Raw genomic sequence first — 24639 nt, forward strand, 5'->3', positions numbered from 1 at the left:
CGGTGACTGCTTTCGCTGTCTGCCGTGTCAGTGGATGCGCATTATAGGCAATACAAGATTTAGCGCAAGCCCTTTTTTAAGAAAAAAGGATCGCTTGGCGATCTTTTCACCAAAAGCGATCCTTTAAGATATTTTTTGAGCTTTATTGACTGTTTATTGTACTTTTACTGTGCTGTTGCGGAATTGGTTAAGGAAACTAATCACATTCTTATCATCCCAATCGACAAACGAGCGAACATAGGCCACCAGCTCACCTTGTTCATTTAAGATAAATGTCGCCGGTATTGTATCGAGTGGGAATACATCTCGTAACTGTTGTTGCGGATCAAAATATGAGTTGAATGTGGATAATTCAAGAGATTCCAAAAATGGCTGTACGACATTAACCGCTTCGGCATCAATAGAAATAGGTATTAGTGCAAAATGTTCTGCATCTAAGCTTTTATCTAATCGATTTAGCGCAGGGAGCTCTCTGACACAAGGTGGGCACCAAGTAGCCCAAACGTTAACCACAACCACTTTTCCCTTATAGTGTTCAAAATTAATTGGCTGACCAACGGGGTTGGTGAAGTCGACTAAAGCAATAGGGAATGGTTGCGGTAGGATATTAATCCGATCAAGTGTTGACTCAGTGGTTTGCTTAGCCGCAGCTTGCATGCCGGGGTATGCATTAGCCATACTTGCAATACCCAATATAAAGAAGCTCGTGAAGATATACGCAAACCACTGTTTCAAGGTTAATACTCCGATTGGTTACTTGGTTGTCTTATTAGGATTTAATATTGCATCTAACTCGGCTTGTTGCTCTGTCGACAAGGTTGTTGATTCTGTTGCTTGAATCCGTTGCTTGCGCACAAAGATAAAACCAATAAAGAGACCCAAAATAAGTAACCCAAATGGACCAAGCCATAGAATATATGTTTTCGAGTCTAGCTTAGGATTGTACAAAACAAAATCACCGTAGCGACTGGTCATAAAGTCGATAATTTCAGCTTCAGATTTACCGCTATCAACCATCTGATACACTTCTAGACGCAAATCTTGTGCAACAGGTGAGTTTGAATCGACTAAATTTTGATTCTGACATTGTGGACAACGCAATTGATGCGCGAGTGACAATGCCCTTTGTTGATTTTCAGCTGACTTAAACTCATAGGTATCGACTGGTGTAGCCATTACCGTCAAAGTAAAAAGTAAACTAGTACAAACCATCATTATTTTAAATACGAATTTCATTACGATGCTCCATCAACTTTTGCTTCAGCTTGTAATTGCTGGATCATCGGATACAAGGTTTGTGTCCATACTGTTTGATCTATTGGTCCTGCATAACGATAACGAATAATACCGTTATGATCGACAATAAATGTTTCTGGTGCGCCATAAACCCCAAGGTCGAGCCCTAGGCGACCATCTTTATCAAAGAGGTTAGCTGTGTAAGGGTCACCTAGAGTGGTTAACTCTTTAATTGCTAATGCTCGCTCGTCACGATAGTTGATACCATATATAGGTAACAAATTACGTTTAGATAACATCAACAAATAAGGATGCTCATATTTACATGCGGGACACCAAGTCGCCCAAAAGTTTAACATCGACACTTTTGCAGGAAGATCTTTCTCAGTTAAGACTTCACTAGGCACTTCTAAGCGCTCAAGTTGGAAAGCCGGAACAGGCTTTCCTTCTAATGCTGAATCGAGCACTTTAGGATTGAGAAATAATCCTTTGTATAAAAACGCGCCCATACCCAAGAATATGACTAAGGGTATAAACAGTACAAACTTCTTCATAGTGTCTCCGAGTTAATTACACTGTCGCTAATTTTGCTTTTACTACATCTTCTGAAGCAACTTGCTTCACACGATAACGCTTATCTGATGCAGCAAGGAAGCCACCAATCATCATAAAGATTGAGCCAAACCATATCCAACGTACAAAGGGTTTATAATTAAGACGTACAGCAAACTCAGTTAAACTAATGGGGTCGCCCATAGTGACATATAAGTCGCGGAATAATCCCCAATCAATACCTGCTTCAGTCATATCCATAGTACGAACAGTGTATTGACGACGATCAGGCTTTAACAAAGAGACAAATTCATCATCTTTATAAATCTCAATCTGACCTTGTTTGGCAGTATAATTAGGGCCGACGACATTTTTAGTTTCTAAGTACTTGAATGTATAACCTGCCAGCTCTTGGCTAATACCTGGTCCCATGCGAACACTTTTTTCAATCGAGTAATTAGAGACAATTGTTGCCCCCATTACTGAAACCGCAATACCAAAGTGGGCAAAGAGCATCCCTAACTGGCTACGACCTATTTGATTGAGACTGATACCGCCTTCTTTATTGCTTACCATATTATAAGCAGCGCGAAGAGTGGCTAGCATGATCCACGCGGTAGCACCCACACCACACATTACCCAAGCATTAAATTCACCGCCAGCAACAAATGGAGCTGCAACACCCACAACTAACGCGATAATAGCTGGAACAAGTAACTGTCTTTTGATTTCACCGGCTTTAGATTTCTTCCAACGAATAATTGGACCTATACCCATAAAACAAAATAGCACTAGTACGATAGGTACAAACACAGCATTGAAATACGGAGGGCCAACTGAAATTTTGCCCATACCTAATGCATCAATCAGTAAAGGATATAGTGTACCCAGTAGAACAGTACCCGCTGCAACAGTAAGTAATACGTTACAGATTAGCAGCATGGTTTCTTTCGATTTAAGCTCAAATCGTGCTGGACTGCTCATTTCACTGGCTCGGAAAGCAAACAGAGTTAACGAACCGCCGATGGCAAGGCCTAACAGCAGCAAGATGAACAAACCACGACTTGGATCTGCTGCAAAAGAATGTACTGACGTTAATACGCCCGAACGAACAATAAAGGTGCCGAGTAAACTTAATGAGAACGCAAAGATAGCTAGCAATACAGTCCAGTTACGGAATGCACCACGTTTTTCTGTCACGATTAATGAGTGCACTAACGCAGTACCCACTAACCAAGGCATAAATGACGCATTTTCAACCGGGTCCCAAAACCACCAGCCGCCCCAACCTAATTCGTAATAAGCCCACCAAGAACCTAATGAGATCCCACCGGTTAAAAATATCCAAGCCGCTAAAGTCCAAGGACGACTCCAACGAGCCCATGCGGAGTCAAGTCTGCCACTCATAAGTGCTGCTATGGCAAAAGCAAAACATACTGAGAAACCCACGTAACCCAAATACAGCATAGGTGGATGGAAGATTAATCCAACATCTTGCAGCATCGGATTTAAGTCTCTCCCTTCTAAAGGAATAGGAAATAACCGTTCAAATGGACTTGATGTCAGTACCATGAATAAGGTGAAACCAACAACAATCATCGCTAAGACTGACAATACTCTGGCGGTAAAGACTTCTTCTAACCCTTTACTGAATAGTGCCACAGAGGTAGACCATACAGATAATGCAAAGACCCAGAATAATAGTGATCCTTCATGACCACCCCAAACTGCCGCAATCTTAAAGAAAATAGGTAATTGTGAGTTGGAATGATGTGCGACATAAGCCACCGAAAAATCATCAACCGCAAAACTGTACCCTAGGATAACGACCGATAGAGTGATGAAAAAAAACATTCCGTATGTCAATGGCCAAGCATAACGAACGAGATACTGGTCTTTACATGCGGAACCATATAACGGCACGCTAGCTAACAGTATGGCAAAAGCCAAACCGAGAATGAGCGAGAAATGTCCAATTTCTGGAATCATGGGTATTCCTTAGTCTAAAAAAATAAGCGGATCTGAAACAAACAAATCACTACAGTACCAATTAATGCGATGAACTAATATACGCACATTAGCTTAAACGAATTTTAACGCATTTTAGAACTTGCGATGACTTCTGTCTGCCATTTTCGTGCAAAATTGGGTCACTAGTCTCATTATGAACATCGATTGAGATAAATCGAAAAGTTTCCACAACCAGTCTGACAGGATTACCTTAACAAAGTTTCACCATGAGTTAGCCAAACAATTCAATCTGTGAACCAGTACGCAACTATCAGGATTTGGATTCATATCTTCCTTATATTACTATTCAATTAATAATCTTTACGTATAATCAAGATTCCAAGCACTGCGGTAATTGCCGCTTTCTCTGTTAACCTAAAAGTGAATATTGAAACAATGACCACATTTTGGATATTTATTGCGCTTGTCGTACTCATCGGCCTAATCATGATTTGGGTTCCACATTTTCGCCAGAAAAAGCTGTTACAAGCTGAAGAATCTGGTGTTCGTAGACAAACTAACCTTGAACTTTTTGCTGAACGTTTAGCTATTCTTGAAAAAGAATTGAAAGACGATCTTTTAGATCAAGTCGAATTCGAAGCATTAAAGAAAGAACTAGAGATAAATCTACTTCAGGATATGAAACAAAAGGGTGACGACTCCCTTGATGTCGAAATTAAATCAAAAACTGCTTTGTGGCCTGCTTTTATGACCATTTGTTTGTTGGCTGTTTCAGGTTACTTTTATCAACAACTTGGTGCTTACAACGAATTAGCCAACCCTCCTTCGCAAGCCAGCAATCCTCATCAGGGTATGGATCCGGCGCAAATTATGTCGCAACGGGTACAGATAATGGAAGCAAAAGTGCAAGCTCAGCCAGACGACAGTCAAGCTTGGTTTAGCCTTGGGCATGCTTATATCTCTGCCAATCAATATGATAAAGCCGTTGCTGCATTTGATAAAGTGATGGAGTTAGTGGGCACGCAAGCTGAACTCCTTGGCCCTAAAGCGACAGCGCTATACTACAAAGCTAATCAACAAATGTCACCGGCAATTCAAGCGATAATTGATCAATCTTTAGCGTTAGATCCACAAGATCCCTCCACGCTGCTTCTCGTTGGTATGGATGCTTTCTTTACCGCAAACTACAATAAAGCCATCAATTCGTGGCAAATGATCTTAGACAGTGATCGTAATGATGTTGATAGAACAGCATTAATGAATGCGATTGAGTCTGCTAACATGCGCCTTGGTGAAAACCCAGACTCAATGCCTAGTGATGCCAATCACAAATCAGATATCACTAGCAACGCCAAAACGGTGGCGATTGAAATATCCATTTCGCCAGAACTAGCGGATAAAGTGGCTGATACAGATACTGTGTTTATTTTCGCACGAGCAACCCAAGGCCTTAAAGTACCGCTAGCCGCAACTAAAATCAGCGCAAGCAGTTTACCCACAACAATTACACTAGATGACAGTACTTCTATGGGTGGCGATGTCACACTCAGTTCAGTACAAGAAGTCGAAATCATTGCGGTATTGTCAAAGAATGGCAGTGTTAAGCCACAGTCGGGTGACTTAAAGGGCACAATTAAAGCAATAAAAGTGGGTGGTAATGCTGCACTAACACTGGATACCTTAGTACAGTAACCCTGTTTAGTCTTAGTGATGTTATACGCTAACATGACTAAGATTGACCCATAAAAAAACCGGCTATTAGCCGGTTTTTTGATCTAGTCGAAAGCTACTTAGACATAAACTCAATTGCTTTTTTGTAATCGTCATCGGTACAGTCAGTACACATACCACCTGGTGGCATAGCGTTTAAACCTGACTTAACCGAACCCACTAAGGCATCTAAACCTTTCGCTAGGCGTGGTTCCCATGCCGCAGTATCATGAGCTTTAGGCGCACCAGCCACGCCCATGCTGTGACAGACTTGACACGCTTTATTATAAATAGCTTCACCTTCTTGAGCAAATACATTTGCAGACAAAGTTAATGCAGCTACTGCAGTCATTGCTAACAATTTTTTCATGTTCATCGTTCCTAATTGCAAATATATAAAGCTTAACGCTGCCCTTTGATTTAGAAGGCAGACTCATTTTGGCAACATAAGATTACTACAAATAGCAAAAAAACTCATCTTTTTGTGATAACAATCTCAGCTTAGTCCCTAAATCAAGACAATCAGTGCAGTTAAGGTAATATATTAGCAATCATTAAAAAAGTTCAAACTATATATTATTTTTTGGAACCATATCAAATTGCTAGCACTTAATCGGTGACAAAGCTAAACCGGTAAAAGTGTTTGTGTTAATATCTTTTCGAATTCATCCTCAAGCAAAACAAGAGGGATAAGTGACTATATCAAACCAACCAAAAGTACTATTAAGTGCCAACGAATTGACCTGTATTCGCGAAGAACGCATTTTATTTGATGAACTTAGTTTTAACATCAATGCGGGTGATATTGTCCAAGTTGAAGGCCCAAATGGTGCTGGTAAAACTAGCCTACTACGTATTATTGCAGGCTTATCTCGCCCCTATGCTGGTGAGGTTGAATATTTAGGTGAAGACATTAATCGATGTAGAGACGAGTTTAATCTCGACTTGTTATATCTTGGGCATTTGGCGGGTGTAAAAAGTGAGCTCACTGCAGAAGAAAATCTTAACTTCAATTTAAGAATCAGTGGCTATGATGATTTCGACACTAACGTTATTTTGGCGAAGGTCAATTTAACCGGTTTTGAAGAAGCTCTGGCAGGTCATTTATCTGCAGGACAACACCGTCGAACCGCATTAGCACGTTTACAGCATAGCAACTGTAAAATCTGGATCCTCGATGAACCTTTTACTGCAATTGATAAAAAAGGCGTTGAAGAATTGGAACAACTTTTCATACAACATGCTAAATCGGGAGGATGTGTCATATTAACCACCCACCAAGATATGAGCATTATTCGTGATGACATGTTACGTAAAGTCACGCTCGACTATCGCTTTATATAAGGTATTGGGATGAAACGAGGAATTAGTTACACCGCATCATTCATGACGTTTTTGCAACGAGATTTAAGAATTGCTATCCGACATCGCGGTGATATTTTTAACCCACTATTATTTTTTATATTAGTGGTCACTCTTTTTCCTCTAGGAATTGGGCCTGAACCTCAGGTCCTAACAAGAGTAGCACCTGGCATTATATGGGTCGCGGCCTTACTCGCCTCTATGTTGTCATTAGAGCGATTATTTAAAGCCGATTACAACGATGGTAGCCTTGAGCAGATGTTGTTGAGTCCACAGCCATTACCATTATTAGTATTATCAAAAGTACTGGCTCATTGGATACTAACAGGTGTGCCATTAATCTTAGTTGCCCCTTTGTTAGCCGTTCTATTGCATTTAGAGAGTAATAGTTACGGTGCATTAATGGCGACGTTAGCGCTAGGAACCCCGGTGTTATCTTTACTAGGTGCGATAGGTGTAGCACTAACCGTTGGGCTTCGAAAAGGAGGCGTGTTACTGAGCTTACTCATTCTACCTTTATATATTCCTGTACTTATCTTTGCCACTAGCGCAATTGATGCCGCAGGACTCAACCTTACTTATGATGGCCAACTGGCGATACTAGCCGCTATGTTGGTCGGTTCTTTAATCTTGGCTCCTTTTGCAATTGGTGCCTCTTTACGTGTGAGTACAAACTAATGTGGAAATGGCTTCATACCTTCGCTGATCCTGAACGAGCATATAAATTGTCAGGCACACTACTGCCGTGGTTTACCACATTCGCGATTTTACTTATTGGAACTGGGAGCATTTGGGGATTATTGTTTGCACCAACAGATTACCAACAAGGCGATAGTTATCGTATTATTTTCATCCATGTGCCTGCCGCATCGATGTCAATGAGCGCTTATTTGGCAATGGCAACCGCTTCCTTTATAGGTTTAGTATGGCAAATTAAATCTGCCGATTGGGCCGCGGCAGCAATAGCACCTATTGGTGCGGTTATCACATTCATAGCATTACTTACCGGAGCCGCATGGGGCAAACCAATGTGGGGCGCTTGGTGGGTATGGGATGCGCGTCTGACCTCTGAATTAGTCTTACTCTTTTTATACTTAGGTATTATTTCGCTGTATGCTTCTTTTGAAGATAAGGTGCTCGCGGCTAGAGCCTCTGGTATTTTGGCCATTGTCGGTGTGATTAACATTCCGATTATTAAATACTCTGTCGACTGGTGGAGCAGCTTACATCAACCGTCTACAATTAAAATAACTGAAAAATCAACCATGTCGACAGATATGCTATACCCACTATTGATCAATATAGTTGGTTTTGGAGTAATGATAGGTGCAATTACCTTAGTCCGTTATAGAACCGAAATCCTCGCTCGAAATGGCATGCGCCCTTGGGTAAGAGATTTAGCAACTGCAGAGGAGGCAAAATAATGCAATTTGATTCATTGAAAGATTTCATTAATATGGGTGGCTATGGATTCTATGTATGGTTGTCTTACGGTGTAACAATCGGCTCTTTAGGAACCTTGATCATCCTCAGCGTGCGAAAAAAACGCACAGTCCTAATTGAAATAGCTAAAAAAATAACGCGTGAACAACGCCTGAAAGAAACAAGAGGTAATAATCGTGAATCCAAGACGTAAAAAGAGATTAACCCTTGCAGTAGCGTTAATAGCCGGTGTTGCAGCTGTTGCTTCGTTATTGTTATACGCACTAAATTCTAATTTGAATTTATTCTATACACCGTATGAAATCACCCACGGGAAAAACGATACGGGTGTAATGCCAGAAGTAGGACAACGGATCCGAGTCGGTGGCATGGTCACAATAGGGTCGATGAAACGTGATCCAAAAAGTTTACATGTTGAATTTGCAGTGCATGATTCAGCGGGTGGGACAGTGTTCGTCACTTATGATGATTTACTTCCAGACCTATTTAGAGAAGGCCAAGGGATCGTTGCCCAAGGTATTCTAGTAGCGTCTGGAAAACTAGAAGCGACTGAAGTCCTCGCCAAGCACGATGAAAACTATATGCCGCCTGAAGTCGCTGAAGCGATGGGACAAAAGCATGAAAAGCCTAGCTATAGTGAAGAGGCTATGGGCAATAAGTAAATAAACACAACATTCAATCAAGCCTCTTCGGAGGCTTTTTTTATACCCAGTAAAACTAATTTACCGTCTGCAGGCATTGGATGCTATTCGGGTAAACCAATGACGCTATCTGGATTCAGACTACTTTAATCATTAACTCAGTATAAGGTCTAGAGTTAAAGGCATATAAATCCACACTAGAAACTTAACGATAACTCATTGAGCCGGCGATGAAAATCAAAGGCACGTCATGATGAGCAGGCACTGAACCTACTGCTCAGCGAACACAAGATCGCTACTTATTAAGCGTTTTGAAAACTACCCTCACCTAGATTAACGAGCCAGATAAATAGACTGTAGAGGCCTCTATGAGGCAAGGATAGCGGCTCTAAGCTGTGTTCAATGTAATCGAACGGTGTTAACCCATTCCTGATGCCATTTCTATTATGTTGGACAAAATAACACTCGCCTCTACACCACTATGGTTGAGGTTAACCCATCAGTATTAACGGCCAATCACAAACTGCTTTGCTACGCGTTGTCAACGATTGTTGTCGCTATTAAAACCACTATTCTCTATGTCACCGGCTAGGCTTTGGCCATAAAGCAGGTTGTAGTGTATGTCTTGGCCAAGGGCGTTTTTTGGCACTTGCTCCGCTGATGTATCGAGCCAGTGTTTAAATTGCCTCCTGAAGAACTTGAATGAGCCACTTAAAAAAATGATCAGTCTTTTTGACTTAGTGCAGATATTTGCATTTCAATACAATTCCGCTTGGCTATCATGCTCAGTGCCATATCCGCCTTGTTGACGCTGCAAGTTTTGTTTTTCCTGTGCAACTTTCATGTTTCTTTGAATTTATATCTTGGATAGACCCCACAAGTCTATTGCTTGCCTGTTAGAAGGCCGCGTAGCAATCGATCGGTAAATAACCCTAACGGGTTTGCTCCATGGCAAGAAAAGCGCTCTCGCACGTGTCCTTGAGGCTACCTTGTTAATAGTCGTACAGCACAAAGTTGTTTAAACCTTGATAACGAGGCTCATCCACGCCAGAGCAATTCACCCACAGATACGATTCGTTAATCACTTTGAGCGTCGCTTCATCAGCGTGAGGTTCACTTTTAGTTAATAGAGGTTGGTACCGTAAATCATCTAAGGAGTTAACAGGACGGCGGACTTTATCATCCAATCTGCGATTAACGCTTAAGCTGTACCTCTGGCTTGTATAGGGCTAATAGATACTGCTGATATAAGAAATAGTGCTGGTGATGAGCGAATTAATAGCTTGGGGTTATAATACTTTCACAAAAAAGGCTGACTGACAACGAATAGGGGAAGCCCACAAACCCGTTTGATGCTGCATGCAGATAGTCTATTGAAAAGCATGGGGCGTCACCTCTGTCGACATGATCACTGTTATTTATCAAACGCTGCGACGTTTTAAGCTTAGTTGCTTTACAGAAATAAAAGGTGCTGAACTGAGATTATGTTAATGACAAAAACCAGTAATCGTTAAAGCGCTGGCTGCATTTATTGGGAGGCAGCTCATTCTTCATGAGAACATTTAGCCATATTAACTCTTGATGTAATAGTTAGCCGTTAAGATAAAGGAGCAATAAGCGGTACTGAAGAGGTACTTGCCCGAACGCTTATAATATGACCGATGCAGGAAAAAAATAAAAAAAACCGAGCCTAAGCTCGGTTTTTTCGGTGAGTAACTAATTACTCAGCAGCTTCTACTTCAACAGCTTCAGCAGCTTCAGGACGACCTACTAACTCGATGTAAGCCATTGGGGCTTTATCACCGGTACGTAGACCGCACTTTAGAATACGAGTGTAGCCACCAGGACGTTCCTGGAAGCGTGGACCCAATTCAGTAAATAACTTACCTACAACTTCAGCGTCGCGGGTACGAGCAAAAACTAAACGGCGATTTGCAACGCTGTCAATTTTAGCAAGTGTTATTAGAGGTTCAACAACGCGACGCAGTTCTTTCGCTTTAGCTACAGTTGTCTTGATAATCTCATGACGAACTATTGAACAAGCCATGTTACGAAACATAGCTTGACGATGACTGCTGTTGCGGTTTAGTTGACGACCACTCTTACGATGGCGCATGACCTAATCCTTATAACCTAAATCTGTACTAACCTGAGACTTATAGGTCGTCAGCTAAACTAGCCGGTGGCCAGTTTTCTAGACGCATACCTAACGACAGTCCGCGAGACGCTAAAACATCCTTAATTTCAGTAAGAGATTTCTTACCTAAGTTAGGGGTCTTAAGCAACTCAACTTCAGTGCGTTGTACCAGATCTCCGATGTAATGAATCGCTTCGGCTTTTAAACAGTTAGCCGAACGTACAGTTAGCTCTAAATCGTCGACAGGACGCAGCAAAATCGGATCGAACTCCGGTTTCTCTTCTACAACAGCCTGCTCAGTCACATCACGTAATTCAACAAACGCATCTAGCTGTTCAGCTAAGATGGTTGCGGAACGACGAATGGCTTCCTCAGGATCAATAGTACCGTTAGTGGTCATATCAATCACAAGTTTGTCTAAGTCAGTACGTTGTTCTACACGAGCAGCTTCAACATTATATGCAATGCGAGCTACAGGCGAGAATGAAGCATCAATCAATAAGCGACCGATTGGGCGATCATCGTCTTCAGTCTGTGCACGAGCCGAAGCAGGCACATAACCACGACCACGCTCAACGCGGATACGCATGCTGATATCATTGTTACCAGTCAAGTGACAGATAACATGATCAGGATTCACGATGGTAACATCACCATCATGCGTGATATCTGCTGCTGTAACAGGGCCTGTGCCGGACTTGCTTAATGTAAGCAAAGCCTCGTCTTTACCCTCGATGGTCACTGCTAATCCCTTAAGATTAAGCAATATCTCAAGGATATCTTCTTGCACGCCTTCCTTACTGCTGTATTCATGCAGTACGCCGTCAATTTCGACTTCAGTAACTGCACAGCCAGGCATAGACGACAATAGGATTCGACGCAACGCGTTACCTAAGGTATGGCCAAAACCACGTTCTAGTGGCTCTAGTGTAACTTTGGCGCGAGTTGAATTAACCTGCTCAATATCAACGAGACGCGGTTTAAGAAATTCTGTAACAGAACCCTGCATTGTGTCCTCTCTTGTTTGTTAGCCTTACTTAGAGTAAAGCTCGACGATCAGCTGTTCGTTAATATCCGCAGACAAATCGCTACGTTCTGGAATACGCTTAAAAGCACCTTCCATTTTCGCATTGTCGACTTCTACCCATGTAGGCTTTTCACGTTGAGAAGCCACTTCTAAAGCCGCTTTGATACGAGCTTGAGTACGTGACTTTTCACGGATGCTTACAACATCATTCGCAGACACTTTGAATGACGGAATATTAACAACACGACCGTTAACCATAACAGATTTATGGCTTACTAGCTGACGTGATTCTGCACGCGTAGAACCGAAACCCATACGATAAACAACGTTATCTAGGCGGACTTCTAAAAGTTGCAATAGGTTTTCACCTGTATTGCCTTTTAAACGTGCAGCTTCTTTGTAGTAGTTACGGAATTGCTTTTCTAGCACTCCGAAAATACGACGAACTTTTTGTTTCTCGCGTAGCTGAATACCATACTCAGACAAACGTGGCTTACGTGCGCCATGTTGTCCAGGTGCAGTTTCTAGCTTACACTTCGATTCGATTGCTCTCACACCGCTTTTTAGGAAAAGGTCTGTACCTTCTCTGCGGCTGAGCTTGAGCTTGGGACCCAAGTATCTTGCCATGATCTTTCTCCAACTATCCTATATACGCAGTGTTATACACGACGTTTTTTAGGTGGACGACAGCCATTATGAGGGATAGGCGTCACATCGGTAATGTTGGTAATTTTATAACCAACAGCGTTCAGCGCACGAATGGCTGATTCACGACCTGGACCTGGACCCTTCACGAAAACTTCAAGGTTTTTAACGCCGTAGTCTTGAGCAGCAATACCTGCACGCTCAGCAGCAACCTGTGCAGCGAATGGTGTTGATTTACGTGAACCACGAAAACCAGAACCACCTGAGGTAGCCCATGACAACGCATTACCTTGACGATCTGTAATGGTGACAATTGTGTTGTTGAAAGACGCATGGATATGAGCCATGCCATCTGCAACCTGTTTACGTACGCGCTTACGCGGAGAACGTGACGGAACTTTAGCCATTTTGGTTTACCTTCCCGTTACTTTCTGATTGGCTTACGTGGACCTTTACGCGTACGCGCATTGGTCTTAGTACGTTGCCCACGAAGGGGCAGGCTACGACGATGGCGGAGACCACGATAACAACCAAGATCCATAAGACGCTTGATGTTCATTGAAATCTCACGACGCAAGTCACCTTCTACTGAATATTTGGCGACTGCTTCGCGTAGGATATCTATCTGAGCTTCGCTCAATTCCTTGATCTTAGCATCTTCGGCGATTGAAGTAGATGCGCAGATTGCTCTAGCGCGTGTACGTCCAATACCAAAGATAGCAGTCAACGCAATGACTGCATGCTTTTGATCAGGAATGTTAATGCCAGCGATACGGGCCACTATGCACTCCTTAAGTTAAAGGTCATCTGCGAAAAGCCCGAAAGGATACTCGACAGACGACAGATTTGCAAACAATATTTTGGTCAGCCCATTATTGGGCTGACCAAACTTCTTTCTTAGCCTTGACGCTGTTTGTGTTTTGGTTCAACACAGATAACGCGAACAACGCCACTACGCTTGACGATCTTGCAATTACGGCAGATCTTCTTCACGGAAGCTCGAACTTTCATTTCATCACTCCGTAAAAGCAATCTTGTTTTCCAAAGCGATCTTATTTCGCTTTGTTAACGAGATTAGCTTTCTTCATCACAGACTCATACTGATGAGACATCATATGGGTCTGAACCTGAGCCATGAAGTCCATGGTCACGACGACTATAATTAGTAGTGAAGTACCGCCAAAATAGAACTGTACTTTCCACGCAATTAACATGAACTCCGGAATTAAGCAGATAAAGGTAATATACAACGCACCCGCTAAGGTTAAACGTGTCATTACTTTATCAATGTAACGCGAAGTCTGTTCTCCGGGACGGATCCCAGGAATGAATGCACCACTCTTTTTCAAGTTATCTGCTGTTTCACGAGGGTTAAAAACCAACGCAGTATAGAAGAAACAGAAAAAGATAATTGCTGACGCGTACAATAATGAATACAGCGGTTGTCCTGGTGACACAGCTAAAGCGAAATCGCTTAACCATGACATAGACTCATTTTGACCAAACCACTGAGCCAGTGTGCCTGGGAACAAAATAATGCTGGAAGCAAAGATTGGTGGAATCACACCTGCCATATTAATTTTTAAAGGTAAATGGGTGCTTTGCGCTGCAAAAACCTTACGGCCTTGTTGGCGCTTAGCGTAGTTAACGACGATACGACGTTGACCACGTTCCACAAATACCACTAAATAAGTTACAGCAAATACAATAACAGCGAGCAACAGTAGTACTAAAACATTCATGTCACCTTGACGCGCCTGCTCGGCTGTTGAGCCGATGGCCGATGGTAGACCAGCAACAATACCTGCGAAAATTAAAATCGAGATACCATTACCAATACCACGTTCGGTAATTTGCTCACCTAGCCACATAAGGAACATAGTTCCTGTCACTAGACTCACAACTGCAACAAAGTAAAAACCAATTCCGGGATTGGCCACAAGGCCAGGCATCAGATTTGGTAAACCCGTTGCAATACCGACAGATTGCAGCGTACCCAGCATAAGTGTGCCATATCGAGTATATTGACTGATTTTTTTACGTCCTGATTCGCCTTCTTTTTTTAATTCAGCGAGTGCAGGATGCACAACAGTCAATAACTGCATTATGATAGATGCCGAAATATACGGCATGATACCCAATGCGAAGATAGAAGCACGCTCTAAAGCACCACCCGAGAACATGTTGAACATGCCAAGGATGGTATCTTTTTGCTGAGCAAATAGCTCTGCCAATACAGCGGCGTCAATACCAGGAATTGGCACAAACGAACCGGCTCTAAAGACGATAATTGCGCCAATCACGAACAGAAGACGAGTTTTCAGTTCAGACAAACCGCCTTTCGCGCTTTTTGAATCAAGTCCTGGTTTTGCCATCGATGTATTATTCCTCGATCTTGCCACCGGCAGCTTCAATAGCTGCACGAGCACCTTTAGTTACCTTCAGACCTTTTACAGTCACAGGGCGGTCAATGGTACCTGAAAGAACGATTTTCGCAAACTGGATATTGCGAGTAATAACATTCGCATCTTTCAGTGCATTCAAATCGACAACATCACCGTTAACTTTTGCTAGTTCGAGTAAACGAACTTCAGCTGTTACCAAAGCGCGACGCGAGGTAAAGCCAAATTTAGGTAGGCGGATCTTAAGTGGCATTTGACCACCTTCGAAACCGACGCGAACGCCGCCGCCTGAACGAGACTTCTGACCTTTATGGCCACGTCCCGCTGTTTTACCTAAACCTGAACCGATACCACGGCCTACACGCTTAGGAGCAGATTTAGAACCTGCTGCTGGAGATAGAGTATTTAGACGCATTATCTTAATTCCTCCACCGAAACCATGTAGTACACCTTGTTAATCATACCGCGAACTGAAGGTGTATCTTCAATTTCGACAGTGTGACCAATGCGGCGTAGGCCTAAACCGGTTAAGGTTGCACGGTGTTTTGGTAAACGACCAATGCTGCTTTTAGTCTGTGTGACTTTTAAAGTTTTAGTAGCCATGGTGCATTACCCCCGAATTTCATCAACATTCAGGCCACGTTTTGCTGCGATTTGAGCTGGTGACTTCATGTGCACCAACGCATCGACAGTTGCGCGAACGATGTTGATCGGGTTAGTAGAACCGTATGCTTTTGACAGAACGTTATGAACGCCTGCTACTTCCAATACGGCACGCATTGCGCCTCCGGCAATAATACCGGTACCCTGTGATGCTGGTTGCATATAAACTTTAGAACCAGTATGGCGACCTTTAACTGGGTGATGCAAAGTACCTGCATTCAACTCCACGGTTACCATATTTCGACGGGCTTTTTCCATTGCTTTTTGAATAGCAGCTGGAACTTCTCGCGCTTTACCATAGCCATAGCCGATCTTACCATTACCATCACCCACAACTGTTAGTGCAGTGAAGCTAAAGATACGACCGCCTTTAACTACTTTAGAAACACGATTAACTGCAATTAATTTCTCTTGCAGATCGTCTTTTTGCTGAGCTTCTAATTTAGCCATTTTTATAACCCCTTAGAACTTCAGGCCAGCTTCACGAGCGGCATCTGCTAACGCAGCGACACGACCATGATACTTGAAACCAGAACGGTCGAACGCAACTATTGCTACGCCCTTCTCGATCGCACGCTCAGCAACAATTTTACCTACTGCTTTAGCTGCATCCACGTTACCGGTACTCTTTAGTAGTTCTTTAACCGCTTTTTCAACGGTTGAAGCAACTGCCAACACCTGAGCTTCAGGATTGATTACCTGAGCATAAATGTGACGTGGTGTACGATGTACAACCAGACGATTCACGCCCAGCTCTTGGATCTTCTTACGTGCACGAGTAGCGCGACGTAAGCGAGATGTTTTCTTATCCATATCGCGTTACCTACTTCTTCTTAGCCTCTTTACGGCGTACTACTTCGTCGTCATAGCGAACACCTTTGCCCTTATAAGGCTCTGGTGGACGATATCCGCGAATTTCAGCAGCAACCTGACCAATTAACTGTTTATCAACGCCCGAAAGCACGATTTCAGTTTGGCTAGGACACTCTGCAGTAACGCCTGCGGGCAGTTTGTGTACTAATGGATGTGAAAAACCTAAAGTTAAATCTAAGTCACTACCAGCAATCTTTGCACGGTAACCTACACCAACTAATTTAAGTTTTTTCACAAAACCTTGAGATACACCAACAACCATATTGTTTACCAATGCACGTGCAGTACCAGCCTGTGCCCAAGCGTTAGCAACGCCTTCGACAGGAAGGAACTTAACTTGTGCATCGTCGATAACAACATTTACCGCATTGTTGATTACTCGAGTCAGACTTCCTTTACTGCCTTTCACAGTTAAGGTCTGTTCGTTTAAAGTCACCTCTACGCCAGCAGGAACAGTGACTGGTGCTTTTGCAACACGAGACATTTCTAGCTCCTTACGCTACGTAGCAGATAACCTCGCCACCCGAGCCATTTTGGCGGGCGGCGCGATCAGTCATCAAGCCTTTAGAAGTGGACACAATTGCGATACCCAGACCGCCCATCACCTTTGGTAGCTCGTCTTTACCTTTGTAAATACGAAGACCAGGGCGACTTACACGCTGGATAGTCTCAACGACTGGTTTGCCTTGAAAGTACTTTAAGGTAATTTCTAATTCAGGCTTAGCTTCATCTGCTACGGCGTATTCAGTAATGAAACCTTCATCTTTAAGTAATTTCGCAATTGCTACTTTTAACTTAGCTGAAGGCATCTTTACAGATACGTGGTTAGCAGCTTGGCCGTTACGAATACGGGTTAACATATCCGCAATAGGATCTTGCATGCTCATATTAGCTTACTCCGTGACAAGTGCTTACCAGCTGGCCTTACGCAGACCAGGAACTTCACCACGCATGGTTGCTTCACGTAATTTAATACGGCTTAAGCCGAATTTACGTAGGAAACCATGTGGGCGACCAGTTTGATTACAGCGGTTGCGTTGACGCGCAGCGCTAGAATCACGTGGTAGAGCTTGTAACTTAAGTACAGCATCCCAGCGATCTTCGTCAGAAGTTGCAGGACTGTTGATAATAGCCTTAAGTGCTAAACGCTTTTCAGCATATTTAGCTACGAGCTGCGCACGTTTTGCTTCACGTGCTTTCATAGATGTTTTTGCCATTATGCTACCCTTATTTCTTGAATGGGAAGTTAAAAGCGTCTAACAAAGCACGACCTTCTTCATCATTCTTCGCAGTAGTAGTGAAAACAATATCCATACCACGAATTTTATCGATTTTATCATAATCGATTTCTGGGAAGATGATCTGCTCACGCACGCCCATTGCGTAATTACCACGACCGTCAAACGCTTTAGCGCTTAAGCCTCGGAAATCACGAATACGTGGTATTGCAATGTCAACTAAACGCTCTAAAAATTCCCACATACGCTCACCGCGTAGGGTCACTTTACAGCCAATAGGGTAGCCTTCACGGATTTTAAAACCAGCAACTGATTTACGTGCAACAGTTACAATTGGTTTCTGGCCAGCGATTGCAGTCATGTCACGGAGCGCATGCTCCATAACTTTCTTATCTGCAACAGCTTCGCCTACACCCATGTTGAGGGTGATTTTTTCAATCCGAGGGACTTGCATGACACTGCTATAACCGAACTTTTTAGCTAGTTCAGCGATTACAGTCTCTTGATATTTATCATGCAGTTTCGCCATCGTTTACTCCAAATTACTTAACGAGTTCGCTGTTCGATTTAAAGAAACGGACTTTTTGGCCGTCTTCAAATCGGAAACCAACACGATCTGCCTTGCCTGTGGCTTGGTTAAAGATCGCAACGTTTGATGCTTGAATCGGTGCTTCTTTCTCGATAACGCCGCCAGTCACGCCCAATTGAGGGTTTGGTTTCTGGTGCTTTTTAACAAGATTGAGGCCTTCAACAATTAACTTACCAGTAGGTAAAACTTGAGAAACCTTACCGCGGCTACCCTTGTCTTTACCTGCTAGTACAATTACTTCGTCTTCACGACGGATTTTAGCTGCCATTTGAAGCTCCTTACAGTACTTCTGGTGCCAGCGAGACAATCTTCATGAATTTATCATTACGCAATTCACGTGTCACTGGGCCAAAGATACGAGTACCAATCGGTGCAAGGTTTGCATTAAGCAAAACCGCTGCATTTCGATCGAAGCGAATGACAGAACCGTCTGGACGACGAACGCCTTTCTTAGTACGGACTACCACCGCGTTATATACATCACCTTTCTTCGCTTTAGCGCGAGGAATTGCTTCTTTAACAGAAACTTTGATGATGTCGCCGATACCGGCATAACGACGATGAGAGCCACCCAAGACCTTAATACACTGAACTCTGCGTGCGCCGCTGTTACATGCGACGTCTAGAGTCGATTGCATTTGGATCATTTCAAGTGCTCCGCTATCGTTACTACACAATCCCACTATGGGACTACATTTGAACCAAATTCAAGTAATAATTTACTTAAAAATGGCGCGCAAGTATAACACACATTTTCGGGATGCATAGCAAAAAAAACAAACGGCCCCAAATACTGGGGCCGTTTACGTTAGCCTAATAAAATTAGGCTTTTGTCACTACTTCAGCAAGCGTCCAAGACTTAGTCTTAGATAGCGGACGACACTGGCTAATCGCCACGTAATCCCCTTCGTTACACTGATTAGTTTCGTCATGTGCATGGATCTTAGTAGTACGCTTAATGTACTTCCCATAAATAGGATGTTTCACTTGGCGCTCAATAGCAACAGTAATAGACTTGTCCATTTTGTTGCTAATTACTTTACCTTGCAAAGTACGGGTTTTATCAGACATTACGCACCTGCCTTAGAAGTAATAATGGTCTTTACACGTGCAATGTTACGACGCACTAGTTTCAATTGATTAGTTTGGCTCAACTGACCAGTAGCGTGTTGCATACGCAGGTTAAACTGCTCACGCAGCAGACCAAGTAATTCAGCGTTAAGTTCTTCAACGCTCTTTTCTCTTAGTTCGCTCGCTTTCATTACATCACCGTCTTAGTTACGAAGGTAGTCTTCAGAGGAAGTTTGGCTGAAGCCAAAGCAAAGGCTTCACGAGCCAACGCTTCAGGAACACCATCCATCTCATAAAGAACCTTACCAGGTTGAATCTGACATACCCAGTATTCAACGTTACCTTTACCTTTACCCATACGCACTTCTAGAGGCTTAGAGGTAATTGGCTTGTCAGGGAAAACTCGAATCCAAATTTGTCCTTGACGCTTAACGTGACGTGTCATGGCACGACGTGCAGATTCAATTTGACGAGCAGTTAAACGGCCACGGCCGACTGCTTTCAAACCGAAAGTACCAAAGCTAACTTCAGTACCGTTCGCTAGACCGCGGTTGCGGCCCTTGAACATCTTGCGAAACTTCATACGTTTAGGTTGCAGCATAAAAGTTTCTCCTATTTACCACGAGGCTTACGCTTGGGTTGCTGCTTAGGCTCTTCAATAGCTGGTATTAAACCGTCTAGAACTTCGCCTTTGAAGATCCAAACTTTAATACCAATCACACCATATTGCGTGTGACTTTCTGCAGTTGAATAGTCGATATCGGCACGCAAAGTATGTAGAGGTACACGACCTTCACGATACCATTCTGCACGCGCGATTTCAGCTCCGCCTAAACGGCCGCTCACTTGAACTTTGATACCTTGAGCACCAATGCGCATTGCGTTTTGTACTGCGCGCTTCATAGCACGACGGAACATAACACGACGCTCTAACTGCTGAGCTATAGAGTCAGCGACGAGCTTAGCGTCTAATTCAGGCTTACGGATCTCAGCGATGTTGATTTGAGCAGTAGTACCAGTGATTTTAGACACATAGGCACGTAATACTTCAACGTCTTCACCTTTCTTACCAATCACAATACCTGGACGGGCAGTGTGAATAGTAACGCGGATGCTCTTCGCTGGGCGTTCAATAACAATCTTAGATACTGATGCGGCTTTTAACTTTTCAGTTAAATATTGACGCACTTCCCAGTCGCTGTTCAGATTATTTGCATAGTCTGACTTATCTGCGTACCAGGTAGAGATCCAAGGCTTAGTGATACCCAGACGGATACCATTAGGATGTACTTTCTGTCCCATTGCTCTCTTCTCCTAGCGATCTGCTACAACCACAGTAATGTGACTGGTACGCTTCATGATACGATCAGCGCGGCCTTTAGCACGTGGCAAGATGCGCTTCATTGTTGGGCCTTCATCTACGAAGACGGCTCCAACTTTAAGCTCATCAATGTCAGCACCTTCGTTGTGTTCGGCGTTTGCGATAGCTGAGTCAAGTACTTTTTTAACTAGTACGGCGGCTTTCTTGGGGCTGAATGTCAAAATCTCGAGCGCCTTAGAAACAGGCAATCCACGAATTTGATCAGCAACTAGACGGGCCTTCTGCGCAGACGTACGAGCAAAACGATGTTTAGCTAAAACTTCCATCTTATTCCTCCCGTATTAACGCTTCTTCGCTTTCTTATCTGCGACATGGCCGCGATAAGTGCGAGTTGGTGAAAATTCACCAAGCTTGTGACCGATCATTTCGTCAGTTACGAACACAGGTACGTGCTGACGACCATTATGGACAGCGATGGTCAACCCAATCATATTAGGGATGATCATTGAGCGACGAGACCAAGTCTTAATTGGCTTTTTGTCTCCCGCTTCCATCGCTTTCTCTACCTTCTTCAGCAAGTGCAGGTCAATGAAGGGACCTTTCTTGAGAGAACGTGGCATGGCGAATCCTCTTAACTATTTATTACGACGACGTACGATGTACTTGTCAGTGCGCTTGTTGCTACGAGTTTTATAACCCTTAGTCGGCACACCCCATGGACTCACTGGATGACGTCCACCAGAAGTACGGCCTTCACCACCACCATGTGGATGGTCTACTGGGTTCATTGCAACACCTCGAACTGTAGGGCGTATGCCTCTCCAGCGCGTAGCACCTGCTTTACCTAACTGGCGTAGCATGTGCTCGGAATTACCAACTTCACCAAATGTTGCGCGGCAATCTACTGGAACTTTACGCATTTCGCCAGAGCGAAGACGTAGAGTTGCATAAGCACCATCACGCGCAACAACTTGTACATAAGCACCAGCTGAACGTGCGATCTGAGCGCCTTTACCAGGCTTCATTTCAACAGCGTGTACAACACTACCTACTGGAATGTTGCGTAACGGTCTAGCGTTACCAGTCTTGATTTCTGCATCCAAGCCAGATTGGATTGGGTCGCCAGCTTTCATGCCTTTTGCAGCAAGAATATAACGACGCTCACCATCTGCATACAGTACTAACGCGATGTGCGCTGTACGGTTTGGATCGTATTCAAGACGTTCAACTTTCGCAGGAATACCATCTTTGTTGCGTTTAAAGTCAACAATACGATAGTGCTGCTTATGTCCACCACCTATGTGGCGAACAGTGATACGGCCAGTATTGTTACGGCCACCACTTTTAGTTTTTTTCGCCAACAGGCCAGCAAAAGGTTTACCCTTATGCAGGTCCGTATTCACCACTTTAACTACGTGGCGACGACCTGGAGAGGTTGGCTTACACTTAATAACTGCCATGATAATTCTCCTTTGCTTATTCAGCGCCGCCGACGAAATCAATGTCAGCACCAGCAGCTAAAGTAACATAGGCTTTTTTCCAATCGATGCGACGACCAACTCGGCCACCAGTACGTTTGGTTTTGCCTTTATTAACTAAAGTGCGAACCGAATTAACTTCAACTTCAAATAGCTTCGCTACTGCAGCTTTAATCTCTGCTTTAGTTGCATCGATGGCTACGCGGAAGACTACAGTGTTGTTTTTCTCAGCAAGCACAGTACTCTTTTCAGAGATATGTGGACCAAGAATAACTTTTAGCAAACGTTCTTCGCGGATCATGCTAGCATCTCCTCGATTTGCTTCACTGCGTCAGCAGTAACAAGAACAGTGTTGAACGCAATTAGACTCACTGGGTCAAGACCCGCTACGTCACGAACGTCAACTTTGTATAAGTTGCGAGCTGCTAAGAATAAATTCTCATCAACTTCAGCAGTAACAATTAGAACGTCTTCTAAGTTCATTGCTTTTAATTTAGCTTTCAGCTCTTGTGTTTTAGGAGCTTCGACACCAAATGATTCAACAACAACCAGACGATCTTGACGTACCAATTCAGAAAATATGCTCTTAAGAGCACCACGGTACATCTTCTTGTTAACTTTTTGGCTATGATCTTGTGTTTTAGCAGCGAAAGTTACGCCACCGCCACGCCAGATTGGGCCTTTAACACTACCGGCACGAGCGCGGCCAGTGCCTTTCTGACGCCAAGGCTTTTTGCCTGAGCCAGTTACTTCTGCACGAGTCTTTTGGGCACGAGTGCCCTGACGCGCGTTTGCAGCATACGCTACAACTACCTGATGAACCAGTGCCTCGTTAAAGTCACGGCCGAAGGTAGTTTCGGAAACTTCAAGAGCGCTCTGGGCGTCTTTCAATACCAATTCCATTACTATCTCCTCAGACCTTAAGCTTTAACTGCTGGCTTGATAATCAAGTCACCATTGGTAGCGCCTGGAACTGCGCCGCGTACTAATAACAAGTTACGTTCTGCATCAACACGTACAACGTGTAGATTTTGAGTCGTTACTTGCTCAGCACCCATATGGCCTGACATTTTCTTGCCTTTGAATACACGACCAGGCGTTTGGTTCTGACCGATAGAACCATTCGAACGGTGTGCCAAAGAGTTACCGTGAGTCATATCTTGAGTACGGAAGTTCCAACGCTTAACACCGCCTTGGAAGCCTTTACCCTTTGATTGACCGGTAACATCTACTTTCACTGTCTCAGCGAAAATATCAACATTAATTTCAGCACCAACTTCAATGCCTTCGCCTTCACCATCTGCTAAACGCATTTCCCATAAACCACGACCGGCTTCGACGCCGCCCTTGGCAAAGTGACCTGCTTCTGCTTTAGTGATGCGATTGGCTTTTTTGGTACCAGTAGTTACTTGAAGTGCACGATAACCGTCTGTTTCTAAAGTTTTCACTTGAGTAACACGATTGCCTGCAATTTCAATTACTGTTACAGGGATTGACGTACCATCTTCAGTGAAGATGCGAGTCATACCCACTTTACGACCAATAAGACCGATAGCCATCTCTCAAACCTCTTCTAAGGATCTCAATTAACCTAAGCTAATCTGAACGTCGACACCAGCCGCAAGATCTAAACGCATTAATGCGTCTACAGTCTTTTCTGTTGGCTCTACGATGTCAACTAAACGCTTGTGGGTACGAATTTCGTACTGATCACGAGCATCTTTATTAACGTGCGGAGAGATCAAAACGGTATAACGCTCTTTGCGAGTAGGTAGTGGAATAGGTCCACGTACCTGCGCGCCTGTACGCTTAGCAGTTTCAACGATTTCCGCTGTAGACTGATCAATTAAACGATGATCAAAGCCTTTCAAGCGGATACGGATTCTTTGGTTCTGCATTGACCAGAGCTCCTAAAATGGACATATAAAAAATCACCCTCTAGCTTCTTCCTAATGGAAAAGCAGAGCGAGATGATTTAACCGTTCGACTCCCAATCGGAGTCGCTGTGAAAATGATTAACCATACTGGTTAGTCATTATAATTTACGCTGCACTAGTCAGCGAGGGGGCAAGTATACAGAACTTTTATCGGAGATCAAGCCCATTGTGTAAATAGTCTTCAGAAAGTTGTTTTACAATCAATTGCTGAGTATTCACTACACATCCTGGGTCAATACCACCAATGATTGTCAGTTTCTAAAAATAAAAAAGGAAGCCGAGGCTTCCTTTTTCAGTGTTCACTAAAGTCGCTATTACGCGATAATTTTAGCTACAACACCTG

At 43.5% G+C, this 24639-nt stretch carries 40 protein-coding genes; 6 read left to right on the plus strand and 34 right to left on the minus strand.

Annotated features, from left to right (window positions below; translation table 11 throughout):
* Positions 1–153: 153 nt before the first annotated feature.
* The 4 genes from AAEY93_RS18890 to AAEY93_RS18905 form a co-directional block, all read right to left on the minus strand.
* Positions 154–678 carry a TlpA family protein disulfide reductase gene (locus AAEY93_RS18890; protein ID WP_101033767.1) on the minus strand — a complete coding sequence of 175 codons (525 nt, stop codon included), beginning with the start codon at positions 676–678 and terminating at the stop codon, positions 154–156.
* Positions 679–753: 75 nt separating this feature from the next.
* Positions 754–1236 (minus strand): heme lyase NrfEFG subunit NrfF, encoded by a 483-nt coding sequence (nrfF, locus tag AAEY93_RS18895; protein ID WP_124013997.1) that lies wholly within the window; start codon positions 1234–1236, stop codon positions 754–756.
* Complete coding sequence (locus AAEY93_RS18900; RefSeq protein WP_124013996.1) at positions 1236–1790, minus strand: DsbE family thiol:disulfide interchange protein; 555 nt, start codon at positions 1788–1790, stop codon at positions 1236–1238. The genes nrfF and AAEY93_RS18900 overlap by 1 nt, the downstream gene beginning before the upstream one ends.
* 16 nt (positions 1791–1806) lie before the next feature.
* A complete protein-coding gene (locus tag AAEY93_RS18905) occupies positions 1807–3777 on the minus strand; it encodes a heme lyase CcmF/NrfE family subunit (protein WP_124013995.1) in 1971 nt (656 codons plus the stop codon).
* A 417-nt stretch (positions 3778–4194) separates the two neighbouring features.
* Between AAEY93_RS18905 and ccmI the strand changes: the two genes are divergently transcribed.
* A complete protein-coding gene (gene ccmI, locus AAEY93_RS18910) occupies positions 4195–5451 on the plus strand; it encodes a c-type cytochrome biogenesis protein CcmI (protein ID WP_101033763.1) in 1257 nt (418 codons plus the stop codon).
* A 94-nt stretch (positions 5452–5545) separates the two neighbouring features.
* Here the strand turns inward: ccmI and AAEY93_RS18915 are convergent, their stop codons facing one another.
* Positions 5546–5839 carry a c-type cytochrome gene (locus tag AAEY93_RS18915; protein WP_101033762.1) on the minus strand — a complete coding sequence of 98 codons (294 nt, stop codon included), beginning with the start codon at positions 5837–5839 and terminating at the stop codon, positions 5546–5548.
* Positions 5840–6162: 323 nt separating this feature from the next.
* Between AAEY93_RS18915 and ccmA the strand changes: the two genes are divergently transcribed.
* The 5 genes from ccmA to ccmE are packed head-to-tail and all read left to right on the plus strand — an operon-like array spanning position 6163 to position 8936.
* Positions 6163–6813, plus strand: a complete 651-nt coding sequence (gene ccmA, locus AAEY93_RS18920; protein ID WP_101033761.1) for a cytochrome c biogenesis heme-transporting ATPase CcmA — start codon at positions 6163–6165, stop codon at positions 6811–6813.
* A gap of 9 nt (positions 6814–6822) precedes the next feature.
* A complete protein-coding gene (gene ccmB, locus AAEY93_RS18925) occupies positions 6823–7509 on the plus strand; it encodes a heme exporter protein CcmB (RefSeq protein WP_101033760.1) in 687 nt (228 codons plus the stop codon).
* Complete coding sequence (locus tag AAEY93_RS18930; protein ID WP_101033759.1) at positions 7509–8255, plus strand: heme ABC transporter permease; 747 nt, start codon at positions 7509–7511, stop codon at positions 8253–8255. Before ccmB ends, AAEY93_RS18930 begins: the two co-directional genes overlap by 1 nt.
* Positions 8255–8467, plus strand: a complete 213-nt coding sequence (gene ccmD / locus AAEY93_RS18935; protein ID WP_101033757.1) for a heme exporter protein CcmD — start codon at positions 8255–8257, stop codon at positions 8465–8467. The genes AAEY93_RS18930 and ccmD overlap by 1 nt, the downstream gene beginning before the upstream one ends.
* Positions 8451–8936 (plus strand): cytochrome c maturation protein CcmE, encoded by a 486-nt coding sequence (ccmE, locus tag AAEY93_RS18940; protein WP_124013994.1) that lies wholly within the window; start codon positions 8451–8453, stop codon positions 8934–8936. The genes ccmD and ccmE overlap by 17 nt, the downstream gene beginning before the upstream one ends.
* 971 nt (positions 8937–9907) lie before the next feature.
* Here the strand turns inward: ccmE and AAEY93_RS18945 are convergent.
* The 29 genes from AAEY93_RS18945 to rpsJ form a co-directional block, all read right to left on the minus strand.
* Positions 9908–10102 carry a hypothetical protein gene (locus AAEY93_RS18945; RefSeq protein WP_164839426.1) on the minus strand — a complete coding sequence of 65 codons (195 nt, stop codon included), beginning with the start codon at positions 10100–10102 and terminating at the stop codon, positions 9908–9910.
* Between the two features lie 533 nt (positions 10103–10635).
* On the minus strand, positions 10636–11031 hold the full coding sequence (rplQ, locus tag AAEY93_RS18950; RefSeq protein WP_101033752.1) for a 50S ribosomal protein L17: 396 nt from the start codon (positions 11029–11031) through the stop codon (positions 10636–10638).
* A 40-nt stretch (positions 11032–11071) separates the two neighbouring features.
* Positions 11072–12061: a DNA-directed RNA polymerase subunit alpha gene (locus AAEY93_RS18955; RefSeq protein WP_101033750.1), complete on the minus strand. Its 990-nt coding sequence runs from the start codon at positions 12059–12061 to the stop codon at positions 11072–11074.
* Positions 12062–12085: 24 nt separating this feature from the next.
* The gene (gene rpsD / locus AAEY93_RS18960) at positions 12086–12706 is read right to left on the minus strand and encodes a 30S ribosomal protein S4 (protein ID WP_101033748.1); all 621 of its coding nucleotides are present in this window, start codon (positions 12704–12706) and stop codon (positions 12086–12088) included.
* A 32-nt stretch (positions 12707–12738) separates the two neighbouring features.
* On the minus strand, positions 12739–13131 hold the full coding sequence (rpsK, locus tag AAEY93_RS18965) for a 30S ribosomal protein S11 (RefSeq protein ID WP_011635661.1): 393 nt from the start codon (positions 13129–13131) through the stop codon (positions 12739–12741).
* A 17-nt stretch (positions 13132–13148) separates the two neighbouring features.
* Positions 13149–13505, minus strand: coding sequence for a 30S ribosomal protein S13 (gene rpsM / locus AAEY93_RS18970; RefSeq protein ID WP_101033746.1), 357 nt, complete (start codon positions 13503–13505; stop codon positions 13149–13151).
* Positions 13506–13621: 116 nt separating this feature from the next.
* The gene (gene rpmJ, locus AAEY93_RS18975) at positions 13622–13735 is read right to left on the minus strand and encodes a 50S ribosomal protein L36 (RefSeq protein WP_006083579.1); all 114 of its coding nucleotides are present in this window, start codon (positions 13733–13735) and stop codon (positions 13622–13624) included.
* 41 nt (positions 13736–13776) lie between these two features.
* Positions 13777–15099 (minus strand): preprotein translocase subunit SecY, encoded by a 1323-nt coding sequence (gene secY / locus AAEY93_RS18980; RefSeq protein ID WP_101033744.1) that lies wholly within the window; start codon positions 15097–15099, stop codon positions 13777–13779.
* A gap of 7 nt (positions 15100–15106) precedes the next feature.
* Positions 15107–15541 (minus strand): 50S ribosomal protein L15, encoded by a 435-nt coding sequence (rplO, locus tag AAEY93_RS18985; RefSeq protein WP_011635657.1) that lies wholly within the window; start codon positions 15539–15541, stop codon positions 15107–15109.
* Positions 15541–15729 carry a 50S ribosomal protein L30 gene (rpmD, locus tag AAEY93_RS18990; RefSeq protein WP_101033742.1) on the minus strand — a complete coding sequence of 63 codons (189 nt, stop codon included), beginning with the start codon at positions 15727–15729 and terminating at the stop codon, positions 15541–15543. Before rpmD ends, rplO begins: the two co-directional genes overlap by 1 nt.
* Positions 15730–15735: 6 nt before the next feature.
* Positions 15736–16239 (minus strand): 30S ribosomal protein S5, encoded by a 504-nt coding sequence (gene rpsE / locus AAEY93_RS18995; protein WP_011494651.1) that lies wholly within the window; start codon positions 16237–16239, stop codon positions 15736–15738.
* 12 nt (positions 16240–16251) lie between these two features.
* Positions 16252–16602, minus strand: a complete 351-nt coding sequence (gene rplR, locus AAEY93_RS19000) for a 50S ribosomal protein L18 (RefSeq protein ID WP_101033740.1) — start codon at positions 16600–16602, stop codon at positions 16252–16254.
* Between the two features lie 10 nt (positions 16603–16612).
* Positions 16613–17146 carry a 50S ribosomal protein L6 gene (gene rplF / locus AAEY93_RS19005; protein WP_124013993.1) on the minus strand — a complete coding sequence of 178 codons (534 nt, stop codon included), beginning with the start codon at positions 17144–17146 and terminating at the stop codon, positions 16613–16615.
* A gap of 10 nt (positions 17147–17156) precedes the next feature.
* Positions 17157–17549, minus strand: coding sequence for a 30S ribosomal protein S8 (gene rpsH, locus AAEY93_RS19010; protein WP_101033736.1), 393 nt, complete (start codon positions 17547–17549; stop codon positions 17157–17159).
* Between the two features lie 24 nt (positions 17550–17573).
* A complete protein-coding gene (rpsN, locus tag AAEY93_RS19015; protein WP_124013992.1) occupies positions 17574–17879 on the minus strand; it encodes a 30S ribosomal protein S14 in 306 nt (101 codons plus the stop codon).
* Positions 17880–17889: 10 nt separating this feature from the next.
* Complete coding sequence (gene rplE, locus AAEY93_RS19020; protein ID WP_101033732.1) at positions 17890–18429, minus strand: 50S ribosomal protein L5; 540 nt, start codon at positions 18427–18429, stop codon at positions 17890–17892.
* 13 nt (positions 18430–18442) lie between these two features.
* The gene (gene rplX, locus AAEY93_RS19025; protein WP_101033730.1) at positions 18443–18757 is read right to left on the minus strand and encodes a 50S ribosomal protein L24; all 315 of its coding nucleotides are present in this window, start codon (positions 18755–18757) and stop codon (positions 18443–18445) included.
* 10 nt (positions 18758–18767) lie between these two features.
* On the minus strand, positions 18768–19136 hold the full coding sequence (gene rplN / locus AAEY93_RS19030; RefSeq protein ID WP_011635649.1) for a 50S ribosomal protein L14: 369 nt from the start codon (positions 19134–19136) through the stop codon (positions 18768–18770).
* A gap of 175 nt (positions 19137–19311) precedes the next feature.
* Positions 19312–19560 (minus strand): 30S ribosomal protein S17, encoded by a 249-nt coding sequence (gene rpsQ, locus AAEY93_RS19035; protein ID WP_101033728.1) that lies wholly within the window; start codon positions 19558–19560, stop codon positions 19312–19314.
* On the minus strand, positions 19560–19751 hold the full coding sequence (gene rpmC / locus AAEY93_RS19040; RefSeq protein WP_101033726.1) for a 50S ribosomal protein L29: 192 nt from the start codon (positions 19749–19751) through the stop codon (positions 19560–19562). The genes rpsQ and rpmC overlap by 1 nt, the downstream gene beginning before the upstream one ends.
* Positions 19751–20161: a 50S ribosomal protein L16 gene (gene rplP / locus AAEY93_RS19045; protein WP_101033724.1), complete on the minus strand. Its 411-nt coding sequence runs from the start codon at positions 20159–20161 to the stop codon at positions 19751–19753. The genes rpmC and rplP overlap by 1 nt, the downstream gene beginning before the upstream one ends.
* An 11-nt stretch (positions 20162–20172) precedes the next feature.
* The gene (gene rpsC / locus AAEY93_RS19050) at positions 20173–20862 is read right to left on the minus strand and encodes a 30S ribosomal protein S3 (RefSeq protein ID WP_124013991.1); all 690 of its coding nucleotides are present in this window, start codon (positions 20860–20862) and stop codon (positions 20173–20175) included.
* Between the two features lie 12 nt (positions 20863–20874).
* Positions 20875–21207, minus strand: a complete 333-nt coding sequence (rplV, locus tag AAEY93_RS19055) for a 50S ribosomal protein L22 (RefSeq protein WP_101033720.1) — start codon at positions 21205–21207, stop codon at positions 20875–20877.
* 15 nt (positions 21208–21222) lie between these two features.
* Positions 21223–21501 carry a 30S ribosomal protein S19 gene (gene rpsS / locus AAEY93_RS19060; protein WP_101033718.1) on the minus strand — a complete coding sequence of 93 codons (279 nt, stop codon included), beginning with the start codon at positions 21499–21501 and terminating at the stop codon, positions 21223–21225.
* A gap of 15 nt (positions 21502–21516) precedes the next feature.
* Positions 21517–22341 (minus strand): 50S ribosomal protein L2, encoded by an 825-nt coding sequence (rplB, locus tag AAEY93_RS19065; protein ID WP_101033716.1) that lies wholly within the window; start codon positions 22339–22341, stop codon positions 21517–21519.
* Between the two features lie 16 nt (positions 22342–22357).
* Positions 22358–22660, minus strand: coding sequence for a 50S ribosomal protein L23 (gene rplW / locus AAEY93_RS19070; RefSeq protein WP_101033714.1), 303 nt, complete (start codon positions 22658–22660; stop codon positions 22358–22360).
* A complete protein-coding gene (gene rplD / locus AAEY93_RS19075; protein WP_101033712.1) occupies positions 22657–23262 on the minus strand; it encodes a 50S ribosomal protein L4 in 606 nt (201 codons plus the stop codon). The genes rplW and rplD overlap by 4 nt, the downstream gene beginning before the upstream one ends.
* Positions 23263–23279: 17 nt before the next feature.
* On the minus strand, positions 23280–23918 hold the full coding sequence (rplC, locus tag AAEY93_RS19080; RefSeq protein ID WP_101033710.1) for a 50S ribosomal protein L3: 639 nt from the start codon (positions 23916–23918) through the stop codon (positions 23280–23282).
* A 27-nt stretch (positions 23919–23945) separates the two neighbouring features.
* Positions 23946–24257, minus strand: coding sequence for a 30S ribosomal protein S10 (rpsJ, locus tag AAEY93_RS19085; protein ID WP_011635639.1), 312 nt, complete (start codon positions 24255–24257; stop codon positions 23946–23948).
* Positions 24258–24639: the final 382 nt, after the last annotated feature.

Origin of the sequence: Shewanella sp. CAL98-MNA-CIBAN-0140 (assembly GCF_040309905.1) — a bacterium.
In the GTDB taxonomy this organism is placed as follows: domain Bacteria; phylum Pseudomonadota; class Gammaproteobacteria; order Enterobacterales; family Shewanellaceae; genus Shewanella; species Shewanella psychromarinicola.